Here is a 12744-nt window from a genome sequence, read left to right as displayed (position 1 = left end):
ACATCATCGTGCCACGCCGACGCGCTCGCGGCAGCCGCACATGCGTGCACGACTCGGCAAAATGCCCATGAGCGGGGCGGCCCTGCCTGTGCCGGATCCGGGCTCCCGCGCCCGGATCCGGCACAGGAGTCCCGTTTCAGGCCGCCTCGCGGACACGCCCCCGGTGAGCGCGGACGATCTCCGCGTAGCGGTGCCCGCTCCCCTTGATCGTCCGCGCCTGCGTCCGGTAGTCCACATGCACCAGCCCGAACCGCTTGTCGTAGCCGTACGCCCACTCGAAGTTGTCGAGCAGCGACCAGGCGAAGTAACCGGCCAGCGGGGCGCCCCTGCGAACCGCTGAGGCGCAGGCCGCGAGGTGGCGTTCCAGGTAGTCCTGGCGCTCGGGGTCCTCGACGGTGCCGTCCGGTCGTACGACGTCCGGGTAGGCGGAGCCGTTCTCGGTGACGTACAGGCGCCGGGCGCCGTACTCCTCGGTGAGGCGGAGCAGGAGCGTCTCGATGCCGTTCGGGTCGATCTCCCAGTCCATGCCGGTGCGCGGGACGCCGAGGCGGCGGACCGTACGCACATGCGGTGCAGGGGCCGAGGGGTCGTCGGCGACGGTGGCCGGCATGTAGTAGTTCAGGCCGTGCCAGTCGAGCGGGGCGGCGATCGTCGCCGAGTCGCCGTGCCGCTCGGGGAGTTCGACGCCGTACACCTCGCGCATGTCGGCCGGGAACCCTCGGCCGTACACCGGGTCCAGCCACCAGCGGTTGACGTGCCCGTCCTGTCGGCGGGCGGCCCGTACGTCCTCGTCGCGGTCGGTGGCGGCGTGCACCGTGGAGAGGTTGGTGACCAGGCCGACCTGCGCGGACGGCGCCGCGGCGCGGATCGCCCCGGCGGCGAGGCCGTGGCCCAGCAGCAGGTGGTAGGAGGCGCGGACGGCGGCCGTCAGGTCGGTCAGGCCGGGGGCCATCCGGCCTTCCAGGTGGCCGATCCAGGCCGAGCACAGCGGTTCGTTGAGCGTGGCCCAGTGCGACACGCGGTCGCCGAGGCGTTCCGCCACGACCGAGGCGTACTCGGCGAAGGCCTGTGCGGTGTCCCGCTCGGGCCAGCCGCCGCGGTCCTGGAGGGTCTGCGGGAGGTCCCAGTGGTAGAGGGTGACGAACGGCGTGATGCCCGCCGCCAGCAGGCCGTCGATCAACTCGTCGTAGAAGGCGAGGCCCTCGGGGTTCACCGGTCCGTTCCCGCCCGGCAGCACCCTCGGCCACGCGATCGACAACCGGTAGGCGTTGGTGCCCAGTTGGCGCATCAGGCCGATGTCCTCGCGCCAGCGGTGGTAGTGGTCGCATGCGACGTCGCCGTTGTCGTTGCCGGCGACCTTGCCGGGTGTGTGGGAGAAGGTGTCCCAGATCGACGGGGAGCGGCCGTCCTCCGCGACGGCGCCCTCGATCTGGTACGCCGCTGTGGCCGTGCCCCACAGGAAGTCGGGCGGGAAGGCGGCGAGGTCGATGCGGTCGGACACGGAAGTCCCTTCGGAATCGGTGGAGTTGGTCTCGCGACGGCTCACTTGACGGCTCCCGCCGTGAGTCCGGCGACGAGATAGCGCTGCAGCAGCAGGAAGCCGGCCACCACGGGCACGCTGACGACCAGCGAGGCGGCCATGATCTGGTTCCAGTAGACGTCGTTGAGGGTGGAGTAGCCCTGGAGGCCGACGGCGAGCGTGCGGGTGGTGTCGTCGGTCATGACGGAGGCGAAGAGCACCTCGCCCCAGGCGGTCATGAAGGCGTAGACGGCGACGGCGACGATGCCGGGGATCGCGGCCGGAACCACCACCCGGAACAGCGCGCCGAGCGGGCCGCAGCCGTCCACCAGCGCCGCCTCGTCCAAATCCTTCGGCACCGAGTCGAAGTACCCGATCAGCATCCAGATGGAGAAGGGGAGGGAGAAGGTGAGGTACGTGAGGATCAGGCCGCCGCGGGAGCCGAACAGGGCGATGCCGGTGGCGTTGCCGATGTTGACGTAGAGGAGGAACAGCGGCAGCAGGAAGAGGATGCCCGGGAACATCTGCGTGGACAGGACGGTGACCGTGAAGACGCGTTTGCCGCGGAAGTCGTAGCGGCTGACCGCGTAGGCGGCGAACACCGCGATCACCACCGAGCAGAGGGTCGCCGAGCCCGCGACGATCAGCGAGTTCACGAAGTAGCGCGCCAGCGGGACCGTCGACCAGATGTCGATGTAGGGGCGGATCGTCAGACCGCTGGGCAGCCAGCGGAACTCGCCCGTGACATCGGCGAGGGGCTTCAGCGAGCTGGAGACCATGACGTACACCGGCACCAGGACGAAGCCGGTGAGCAGGGTGAGGAAGATCCGCCGGAACCACAGGAACGAACTCGGCGGGGCCATGGGGGACTTGTACCTCTGGGCCTCAGACATCGGCCGTACTCCGTCCACGCGAGGTGAGCGCCAGATACGCGCCCGTCACCACCAGCAGGAAGAGCAGCAGGAGTACGGACATCGCCGAGCCGGTGCCGAAGTTCCAGGTGACGAAGGACGCCTGGTAGATGTGGACCGAGATGAGGTCCGCGGCCTCGGGGGCTGCCTTCCCGAAGAGCACGTACGGCGTGTTGAAGTCGTTGAAGGTCCACAGGAAGAGGACCAGGACGAGGACCTGGTTCACGGGGCGCAGGGACGGCAGCGTGATGCGGCGGAGCTGCTGCCACATCCCGGCACCGTCCAGTGCGGCCGCCTCGTACAGCTCTCGCGGGATGTTCTGCAGTCCGGCCATGACGATCAGGAAGGCGAACGGCCAGCCCTTCCACACCGACACGGTCAGCAGCGCGTAGAAGCTGTTGTCGCCGATCAGCCAGAAGGACGGCTTGTCGGTGAGGTGCAGCTGGTCGTGCAGGACGTGGTTCACCAGGCCGTTGTCGTGCTGGAACATGAACACCCAGGTGATGACGGCCGCGTAGACCGGCAGGGCGTACGGCACCAGGAACAGCGCCCGCAGCAGGCCGCGGCCGCGGAAGGTGTCCTGCATGAAGACCGCGGCCGCCGTGCCGATCAGCCAGCACAGGCCGACCGACAGCAGGGTGAAACCGACCGTGACGAAGAAGGAGTGCAGCAGTGCCTCGCCGACGGGGGCGTCGAAGTCCACCGACACCTTGTAGTTGCCGAGGCCGGACCAGGGCGCGGTGCCCCAGTCGCGGATGTAGAACTGCGTGAGCTCCTTGAAGCTCATCACGATGCCGATGACCATCGGCACGAGGTGGACGAGGAGTTCGAGGATCAGGGCGGGCAGCAGAAGCAGGTACGGCAGGCCGATACGGCGGATCCGGCCGGGGCGGCGGTCACGCGGCTCGCGTGCCGCAGCCCCGGAGGAACTCCCGCTCACCGAGGGCTCCTTGAGGGCGGTGGTCGTCATCGGGCTCACTTCGCCGGCATCTGCTGCTGGGCCTTTGCGAGCGCCGCCTTCACCGAGTCGGCGGTCACCGCGCGCCCGGCCGCCGCGTCCGCGAACAGGTCCTTGACGGCCGTACCGACCGCCGTCTCGAACTGCGACTCGTCGGCGACCTGCGGCAGCGCGGCGGCGCTCGTCGCGAGTGTCTGCTTCAGCACGGAGTTGGCCGCACTGTTGAAGGCGGCATCCGCCTGGGCGGTCTTCACGGGCGGGATCGAGCTGTACGCCGTGTTGAGGATCTTCTGCTCGGTGTCGCTGGTCATGAACTTCACGAACTTCGTGGCGCCGTCGAGGTTGTGGGTGTTCTTGAAGACGGCGAGGTTGATGCCCGCGACCATCGAGTTGACCTGGGTGCCGGTGCCGGGGGTGCCGGACTGCACGGGCACGGGCGCGATGCCGTACGAACTCTCCCTCATGCCCTGGGACTTGAGGTTGGCGGCGGCGGACTGCCACAGCAGCATGGCCTGCTTGCCCTTGGCGAAGTCGCTGACGGACTGGTTCTGCGCGTACTCGGCGTCGCCGGTCGGGATGACCTTGTCCTCGGCCATCAGGTCGACGTACTGCTTGACGGCGTCGACCACCTTGGGGTCGGTGAAGTCGGGTTTGCCGTCGGCGGTGAAGAAGTCGGCGCCGTGCTGCTTGGCGAAGACGAAGACGTGGTGGATGTTCTCCGAGAGGTTCGCCCCCTCGGCGCCGAGCGGTGACTTGCCCTTCGCCTTGATCTTCTTGCCGTCGGCGACCAGTTCGTCCCAGGTGGCCGGGGGCTTGGCGATGCCCGCGTCGGCGAAGATCGCCTTGTTGTAGTAGAGGGCGTAGGCCATGGAGTACAGCGGTACGGCCGCCGGGTCCTTGCCCTGCGCCCCCGTCGAGCCGAGTGCCGAGTCGACGAAGCGGTCCTTGCCGCCGATCTTCGCGAAGTTCTTGGCGTCCCAGGGCAGCAGGGCGCCGGTGGCCTGCAGCGAGGCGCTCCAGGTGTTGCCGATGTTGAGGACGTCGGGGCCCTGGCCGGAGGTGGTCGCGGTGAGGATCCGGTTCAGCAGATCCGACCAGGGAACCACCTCCAGCTTCACCTTGATGCCCGCCTGCTTCTCGAACTTGTCGAGTTCGGGCTGCAGGACCTTCTTGTCCACGGCGATGCTCGCGCCCTGGTTGGAGGCCCAGTAGGTGAGCGTCTTCGGCGAGTCGTTGGACCCACCGCCGGTCGAGGAACCGCCTCCGCAGGCCGAGGCGGCAAGGGCGAGTGACATGGTGACGGCGCCTACGGCCGCGGCTCGGATGCTGCGCATGGTTCTCGCGGTGTCCCTTCGGGGATCTCACTCATGGCTTAATTTAGGACGTGAGTTAAACCTCGGGGGATGGCCGCGTCAAGGGGTGCGGCAACCCTTGTGGAACTCCGGTCGCACCTCTTGACGCGCCCGTTCGGGTAGTTGAAGCATTCACCGGCGAGAGAGCGCTCCCAAACCCCACCTCGTTCACTTTCTGAACAGGAGAGCCGCCCCATGCCCCTGCCTGACTCCGGCCTGCCCGCTGTGGGCCGCAGAACCGTCCTCGGCGCAGCCGCCGCATCCGCCCCCGCAGTGCTCGGTCTGTCCGCCCGAGCGTCCGCCGCCGCGTCGCCGCCCGGGAAGCCGAAGCTCCTCCCCGGCGGCGGCGACCTCGGCCCGAACGTCCTGGTCTTCGACCCGTCCACCCCGGGCGTCCAGGCCAAGCTGGACGAGGTGTTCGCACAGCAGGAGTCGGCCCAGTTCGGCACCGGCCGCTACGCGCTGCTGTTCAAGCCGGGCAACTACAACGGCCTCAACGCCCAACTCGGCTTCTACACCTCGATCATGGGCCTGGGCCTGTCCCCCGACGACACCACCATCAACGGGGACGTCACGGTCGACGCGGGCTGGTTCAACGGCAACGCGACGCAGAACTTCTGGCGTTCGGCGGAGAACCTGGCCCTGGTCCCGGCGAACGGCACCAACCGGTGGGCGGTCGCACAGGCGGCCCCCTTCCGCCGTATGCACGTCCGCGGCGGCCTCAACCTCTCACCCACGGGCTACGGCTGGGCGAGCGGCGGCTACATCGCCGACAGCCGTATCGACGGCCAGGTCGGACCGTACTCGCAGCAGCAGTGGTACACCCGGGACAGCGCGATCGGCAGCTGGCTCAACGGCGTCTGGAACATGGTGTTCTCCGGCGTCGAGGGCGCCCCCGCGCAGAGCTTCCCGAACCCGCCGTACACCACGCTGGACACCACCCCGGTCTCCCGCGAGAAACCCTTCCTGTACGTCGCCGGCACCTCCGACCTCCGCGTGTTCCTGCCGGAGAAGCGGACGGGCGCCCGCGGTGTCACCTGGGGCAACGGCACCCCGCGGGGCACCTCGCTCCCGCTGTCGCAGTTCTACGTCGCCAGGCCGGGGGTCTCCGCGGCCACCCTCAACCAGGCGCTGAAGCAGGGCCTTCACCTGCTCCTCACACCGGGGATCTACCACCTCGACCAGCCGATCCAGGTGAACCGCGCCAACACGGTCGTGCTGGGTCTGGGTTACGCAACTCTCGTTCCCACCAACGGAGTTACCGTCCTACGGGTGGCCGACGTGGACGGCGTACGCCTGGCCGGCTTCCTGATCGACGCCGGACCGGTCAACTCCCCCGCCCTGCTGGAGATCGGCCCGCGCGGCGCCTGGCGGGACCACTCCGCCAACCCGACCACCGTGCAGGACGTGTTCGTCCGCATCGGCGGCGCGGGCGCCGGTAAGGCCACCACCAGCATGGTCATCAACAACCGGCACACCATCGTCGACCACACCTGGGTCTGGCGCGCCGACCACGGCGACGGAGTCGGCTGGGACACCAACCGCGCCGACTACGGGATCGTCGTGAACGGCGACGACGTGCTGTGCACCGGCCTGTTCGTCGAGCACTTCAACAAGTACGACGTGCAGTGGTACGGCCAGCGGGGCCGCACGATCTTCTTCCAGAACGAGAAGGCCTACGACGCCCCGAACCAGGCCGCGGTCCAGAACGGCTCGGTGAAGGGCTACGCGGCCTACAAGGTCGGCGACGGCGTCACCACGCACGAGGGCTGGGGCCTGGGCAGCTACTGCTACTACGACGTCGACCCGACGATCGTGCAGCACAACGGCTTCACCGCCCCGAACCGGCCCGGCGTCCGCTTCCACGACCTGCTGGTGGTCTCCCTGGGCGGCAAGGGCCAGTACGAACACGTCATCAACGACACGGGCACACCGACGTCGGGAACGTCGACGGTGCCGTCCACGGTGGTGTCGTATCCGTCAGCGGGGGCGGCTCCGCCCGCGCCCGTGGGACGGACATGAAGGGGCCGCGGCCCCATCCACGTACGGCAGGGCCCGTACGTGTGATGAGCCTGCGGGCAGTCGTGCCGCTTGGGGCGGCACGGGTGCGCGCAGGCGGCACCCCGCAGCGCCGGGTCGCGCGGCTCCGGGTCCGGCGCGGCAGCGGACGTACGGGCTCATCACCGACGCAGACGGGCCCCGACGTCCGGGAGCCGGGGCGGCCCCACCCGCGTACGGCATGGGCCGCGGGACGGGCCGTAGGTGTGCCCCTGCGTGAGCCTGCGGGCAGTCGTGCCGCTTGGGGCGGCACGGGTGCGCGCAGGCGGCACCCCGCAGCACCGGGTCGCGCGGCCCCGGCGCGACAACGGCCGTACGCGGTCGTCATCGACGCGAACAGCGCCCCGGCGTCCGGGTGTCGGCCGTGCCGTCCACGGACGGTGCCGTCCGCCCGATCCGGGGGCGGCCCCTGCCCACGTACGGCAGGGGCCGCCTTCTCGGTCACCGGGCCGGTGTCGCCGTCGGTGCCGGTGCGTGGCCCGTGGGGCGGGCCGTGAAGGTGCCGCGGCCCTGTGTTCGGCTGCGCAAGCGAGTCGCGTAGCCGAAGAGTTCGGCCAGGGGCACGGTGGCCGTGACGGTCGCCGCGTTGCCGCGCGTGGTCGAGCCCGAGACGCGGCCGCGGCGGGCGGCCAGGTCGCCGAGGACGCCGCCGACGGCGTCCTCGGGGACGGTGACCGCGACCTCGACGACCGGTTCAAGGAGAACCATCGTGCAGGCCCGCAGGGCCTCCCGCAGACCGAGCCTGCCCGCTGTGCGGAAGGCGGTCTCCGAGGAGTCCTTCACGTGGGTCGCCCCGTCGGTGAGGGTCACCCGCAGTCCGGTCACCGGGTGGCCGCCGAGCGGTCCCTCGGCGAGGGCGTCCCGGCAGCCGGCCTCGACCGCACGGACGTACTCCTGCGGCACCCGCCCGCCGACCACGGCCGAGCGGAACTCGAACCCGGCTTCCAAGGGCTCGACGTCGAGGACGACGTGCGCGAACTGGCCCGCTCCGCCGTCCTGTTTGACGTGCCGGAAGACCAGCCCGGACACCCCGCGCCCGACCGTCTCGCGGTAACTCACCCTCGGACGGCCGACGTTGACCTCCACCCCGTGGGCGCGCCGGAGTTTCTCCGCCGCGACCTCCAGGTGCAGTTCACCCATCCCGGACAGCACCGTCTGCCCGGTCTCGGGGTCCGTGCGCACCACGAGCGAGGGGTCCTCCTCGGCCAGCCGCGCTAGCGCCGAGGCCAACTTGTCGGCGTCGGTGGAGCTGCGGGCCTCGACCGCCACGGAGACCACCGGCTCGGCGACACCCGGCGGTTCGAGCACGATCGGCGCGCCGGGGGCGCACAGGGTCGAGCCGGCGCGGGCGGACTTCAGCCCGACCACGGCGACGATGTCCCCGGCGACCGCACGGTCCACCTGCGCATGCCGGTCGGCCTGCACCCGCAGGATCCGCCCGATGCGCTCGGTGCGGCGCGCGCCCGCGTCCCACACGGCGTCTCCCTTCTCGATGGTTCCCGAATACACGCGTATGTACGTCAGCCGCCCCGTCGGGCTGGCATTCACCTTGAACGCCAGCGCCGCGAACGGCGCCGCCGGATCGGCCGCCCGCTCCTGCTCCGTACCGTCGAACGTCCCCTGTACGGCGGGCACGTCGAGCGGCGAGGGCAGATACGAGACCACGGCGTCGAGCAGCGGTTCGATCCCGCGGTTGCGGTACGCCGAGCCGCACAGGACGACGACGCCCTCGCCGCTGCGGGTCAGCTCGCGCAACGCGGCGGCAAGCGTCACCGGCGAGAGAGCCCCGACCAGGCAGAACTCCTCCAGCGCACCGGCGTGCAGCTCGGCCACCGCCTCCTCCAGCAGCCGCCGACGCCGCGCCGCCTCGGCCAGCAGTTCCTCCGGCACCGGACCCTCTACGGCCGTGTCGGCGCCGTCGGCCCAGACCAGCGCCCGCATGCGGACGAGGTCCACGACACCGCGGAACCCGTCCTCCGCACCGATCGGCAACTGCACCACCAGCGGCGCCGGATGCAGCCGCTCGCGGATCGACGCCACGGCCGCGTCGAGGTCGGCGCCCGCACGGTCCAGCTTGTTGACGAACGCGATCCTCGGCACACCGTGCCGGTCGGCCTGCCGCCACACGGACTCGCTCTGCGGCTCGACCCCGGCGACGGCGTCGAACACCGCGACCGCCCCGTCGAGCACCCGCAGCGAACGCTCCACCTCGTCGGCGAAGTCCACATGCCCGGGGGTGTCGATGAGGTTGATCCGATGGCCGCCCCAGGCGCAGCTGACCGCCGCGGCGAAGATGGTGATCCCACGATCGCGCTCCTGCGGATCGAAGTCGGTGATGGTGGTGCCGTCGTGGACCTCACCGCGCCGGTGCGTGGTACCGGTGGCGTACAGGATCCGCTCGGTGACGGTGGTCTTGCCCGCGTCCACGTGGGCGAGGATGCCGAGGTTGCGGACGACGGCGAGGGAATCGAGGTTGGTGCGCACGGCCCGTTGGCCTTTCTGGTGATCGCTGATCATCGGCGATGATCGGAACAGGGCAGCGCGATTCCCGGGCGAACGGTCCCGACCACGGGCGCCGGTGAATACGGCGGGCCGCGTCAGACGTTCGTCGCGGGCATCCGGTACCGGCCGCGCAGCGGGCACCGGACGGACGGGGACACGAGGATCACCTCGAACTGCGAGCAGGGGACGACGACATCGCTGCGGTAACGCACGGCCGTCCTCCTCACTCGTCCCGCGCGTCACGGCGACGCACGGTGCCTGGCGAGTGTAGGGAACGCGGAGCGGGCGGGGCACCGGATTTTCCCCGCGGCACGCAGCGGGTGAACTCTCCCGGAGCGGACGGAACTTATCCTCCGCGCCACGAGTTTCCACGGTGCTGCAGCTCTCTTACGACACCGAACACATGGAGTTCTCATGGCCCTGTGGGACCGCATCAAGGAATCCGCGTCGACGATGCAGACCCAGCTCGTGGCGAAGAAGAACGACCTGAAGAGCGGAGCGTTCCGTGACGCCAGCATGGCGATGTGCGCCCTGGTCGCCGCCGCCGACGGCACCATCGACCCGGCCGAGCGGCAGCGCGTGGCCCAGTTGATCGCCACCAACGAGGTCCTGCAGAACTTCCCCGCCGACGATCTGCGCCGCCGCTTCGAGGAGAACCTGAACAAGCTGACGACGGACTTCGCCTTCGGCAAGGTCAGCGTGCTGCAGGAGATCGCCAAGGCGAAGAAGAAGCCCGCCGAGGCCCGGGCCGTCATCCAGATCGGCATCGTCATCGGGGGCGCCGACGGCGACTTCGACAAGACGGAGCAGGCCGTGGTGCGGGAGGCGTGCTTCACGCTCGACCTGCCGCCGCACGAGTTCGACCTCTGATCCGGCGTCTGCCTGAGCTGCGGCGCCCTGGCTCACCTCTTCAGGTGGTTTACGTCGCGCAGAACCGGTGAGGCGCGTGGGATGTCCCACCCCCAGGCCACAGCCGTAACTCAGGCAAGACACGCATCAGAAAACGCCGGCTCCCCACGCGGGGTGCAACAAGGGCGGGTGAAGCAGCGCGACGCCTATTTCGACAACGCGAAGTACCTGGCGATCGTGCTGGTGGCGATGGGCCACGCGTGGGAGCCGCTGCGGGACGGCAGCCGGGCCGTCACCGCGCTGTACGACCTCGTCTACGCCTTCCACATGCCGGCGTTCATCGTGATCTCCGGCTACTTCTCCCGCGGTTTCGACGCGAGCCCGGCGAAGATCAGACGACTCGTGACCGGCATCGCCGTTCCGTATGTCGTCTTCGAGACGGCGTACACCCTTTTCACCCGCTGGACGGACGGCGTCCCGGACCGGCCGATCACCCTCCTGGACCCCCTGTATCTGACGTGGTTCCTGGTGGCCCTGTTCATCTGGCGGCTGACGACCCCGCTCTGGCAGAGGGTGCGCCGGCCGCTGCCGGTGGCGCTCGTCGTCGCGATGCTGGCGACCGTCTCCCCTTCCATCGGCAACGACCTCGATCTGCAGCGGGTGCTGCAGTTCCTGCCGTACTTCGTGGTCGGTCTGTGCCTGAGGCCCGAGCACTTCCGGCTGGTGCGCCGCTGGAAGGTGCGCATCCTGGCCGTGCCGGTGTTCATCTGTGCGCTCGGCGCGGCGTACTGGGCGGTGCCGCGGATGACCGGCGCCTGGTTCTTCCACCGCGACAGCGCCCAGGAGCTGGGCGCGCCCGCCTGGTACGGGCCGGTGATGACACTGGCCACGTTCGGCTGCTCGATGGTCCTGGTCGCCTGCTTCCTGGCCTGGGTACCGGGTCGCCGCCTGTGGTTCACCGCACTGGGCGCGGGCACGCTGTACGGCTACCTGCTGCACGGCTTCGTCGCCCAGGGGTCGAAGTTCTGGGGCTGGTACTCCCCCGCCTGGATCCACGGTCCGCTCGGCGAGATCACCGTCACGCTCGTCGCCGCCGCGATCGTGACCGCGCTGTGCACACCGCCGGTCCGGCGGATCTTCCGCTTCGCGGTGGAGCCGAGACTGAGCTGGGCGTTTCGCCCCGCAACCGCGGAACACCCCTGCTGAGCAGGGGTCTCACCGGTGTCCGGGCACCGGTCGGGGGGTCGGCCCACCGGGTCTCTGCCGCCTGGTGCCGGCCGCGTCCCTACGCGCCGGCGAGGAAGCCGCTCCGTGCGGCATGAGCGCCCATCGCGGCTCCCACCAGCCGCCTCTCGAAGGACCGCAGTATCTGTTCGAGATCCGTCGCGTCGAACGACGTCGCATCCGTCCCCAGACTGATGCCGGCCGTCTCGGACATACCCCACACATCGAAGCAGAGCTTTCCGGAGTGTGTGTCGACGGGTTTGGGGAATCGTCCGTAGCGGCTGGATTCCATGGCTCGCTCGATGTCCTGCTGTGCGCTGTCCGCGCGAGCGCGGATCAGCGTGCGGGGCGCTATGGGGCGAATGTTGACCACGTACGGGTTGTGTGCCGAGCGGCCCAGTTCGGCGGAGACCTCGCCCAGGGATCTGGCGTAGCGGTCGGGCTCTCGCAGGCTGACGGAGGAGGATCTGACGAGTGCCGCGTCGACGGCCCGGCACAGCGCCGGGAACCGGTCGCTGCCCAGGGACGTGTCGACCGGGACGAGGGCCCGGCCGGCGACATGGGCCACCGCCTCGCGGGCGAACGTGGTCTGCCGGTTGGCCATCACGGTGTTGAACACGCAGTCGCCGACGCCGAGATGCTCGGCGAGCGCGCACGCGTAAGCGGCCTGCAGCACGGCGGCCGCGGATGTCCGGTACTGCTTCGCCAGACCGGCCGCCGCGAGTGCGACCGCCGCCGAGTCGAGGCATACGAAGTTGTACACGGCGCCCCGGTGGGTCGCGGGCCATTGGAGTTCGGGCATGACGGACCGACGGAGCATGGCCCGGTCATGGGTGTCGACACGATGGGCGTGCCGCAGGCCCGAGGGACTGGCTTCGAAGCTCGCGATCTGCCGCGGCTGCCACCCCGCACCGAGGCCGGCGCCGGGATCGGCGGCCAGTCGGGCTACGTGTTGGGCCACGATCCGGGCGGCCGTCGTGTCCGCCGAGAAGTGGTGCAGTGACAGCGCGATGTGGGCGGGTGCGCCGTCGACGGTGACGACGGCGGCCCGCAACGGCAGGTCGTCCGGGGCGAATCCGGGCTCGGCGAGTCGGAGGGTGAGCGCGCTCAACTCGTCGCGGGTCGCCGGGGCGTCGAAGGCGTATTCGTCGACCTGGAGCACGCCGGAAGCCACGACGACCGCGCGCGTGTGACCGTCCGCGTTACGCGGATACAGAGTGCGCAGCGCCTCGAAGTGGGCCACGACCGCGGCGAACGCGTGCAAGACCGCGGCGATGTCGGGTCGGCCGTCCAGTGCCCGCCCCATCCGTACGTTCCTGTTGCGGGGTCCGTGAAGGCGGGGCCGGCACCCTTCGCGTTCATGGGCCTTCT

At 70.1% G+C, this 12744-nt stretch carries 9 protein-coding genes; 3 read left to right on the top strand and 6 right to left on the bottom strand.

The window, feature by feature from the left end; genetic code table 11:
- Positions 1 to 136: 136 nt before the first annotated feature.
- From ACWCRD_RS03450 to ACWCRD_RS03435, 4 genes are read right to left on the bottom strand one after another with little or no spacing between them, the layout of a single operon-like run.
- Positions 137 to 1501 (bottom strand): GH1 family beta-glucosidase, encoded by a 1365-nt coding sequence (locus ACWCRD_RS03450; RefSeq protein ID WP_450964368.1) that lies wholly within the window; start codon positions 1499 to 1501, stop codon positions 137 to 139.
- 41 nt (positions 1502 to 1542) lie between these two features.
- On the bottom strand, positions 1543 to 2382 hold the full coding sequence (locus tag ACWCRD_RS03445; RefSeq protein WP_450964367.1) for a carbohydrate ABC transporter permease: 840 nt from the start codon (positions 2380 to 2382) through the stop codon (positions 1543 to 1545).
- A 22-nt stretch (positions 2383 to 2404) separates the two neighbouring features.
- Positions 2405 to 3400, bottom strand: coding sequence for a carbohydrate ABC transporter permease (locus ACWCRD_RS03440; RefSeq protein WP_450964266.1), 996 nt, complete (start codon positions 3398 to 3400; stop codon positions 2405 to 2407).
- Positions 3401 to 3405: 5 nt separating this feature from the next.
- Positions 3406 to 4722: an ABC transporter substrate-binding protein gene (locus ACWCRD_RS03435; protein WP_450964265.1), complete on the bottom strand. Its 1317-nt coding sequence runs from the start codon at positions 4720 to 4722 to the stop codon at positions 3406 to 3408.
- A 213-nt stretch (positions 4723 to 4935) separates the two neighbouring features.
- Here ACWCRD_RS03435 and ACWCRD_RS03430 point away from each other — a divergent pair, with 213 nt between their 5' ends.
- Complete coding sequence (locus ACWCRD_RS03430; RefSeq protein WP_450964264.1) at positions 4936 to 6762, top strand: coagulation factor 5/8 type domain-containing protein; 1827 nt, start codon at positions 4936 to 4938, stop codon at positions 6760 to 6762.
- Positions 6763 to 7239: 477 nt separating this feature from the next.
- Here the strand turns inward: ACWCRD_RS03430 and fusA are convergent, their stop codons facing one another.
- Positions 7240 to 9315 (bottom strand): elongation factor G, encoded by a 2076-nt coding sequence (gene fusA / locus ACWCRD_RS03425; protein ID WP_450964263.1) that lies wholly within the window; start codon positions 9313 to 9315, stop codon positions 7240 to 7242.
- 399 nt (positions 9316 to 9714) lie between these two features.
- Between fusA and ACWCRD_RS03420 the strand changes: the two genes are divergently transcribed.
- Positions 9715 to 10170: a tellurite resistance TerB family protein gene (locus ACWCRD_RS03420; protein ID WP_266962873.1), complete on the top strand. Its 456-nt coding sequence runs from the start codon at positions 9715 to 9717 to the stop codon at positions 10168 to 10170.
- Between the two features lie 81 nt (positions 10171 to 10251).
- Positions 10252 to 11355 (top strand): acyltransferase family protein, encoded by a 1104-nt coding sequence (locus ACWCRD_RS03415; protein WP_450964262.1) that lies wholly within the window; start codon positions 10252 to 10254, stop codon positions 11353 to 11355.
- 79 nt (positions 11356 to 11434) lie between these two features.
- Here the strand turns inward: ACWCRD_RS03415 and ACWCRD_RS03410 are convergent, their stop codons facing one another.
- Positions 11435 to 12679, bottom strand: coding sequence for a condensation protein (locus tag ACWCRD_RS03410; protein ID WP_450964261.1), 1245 nt, complete (start codon positions 12677 to 12679; stop codon positions 11435 to 11437).
- Positions 12680 to 12744 lie beyond the last annotated feature (65 nt).

The organism is Streptomyces sp. NPDC002092 (assembly GCF_053593775.1).
Note: the sequence above shows the minus strand (reverse complement) of the source record. Positions and strands in the feature narration are given on the sequence as shown.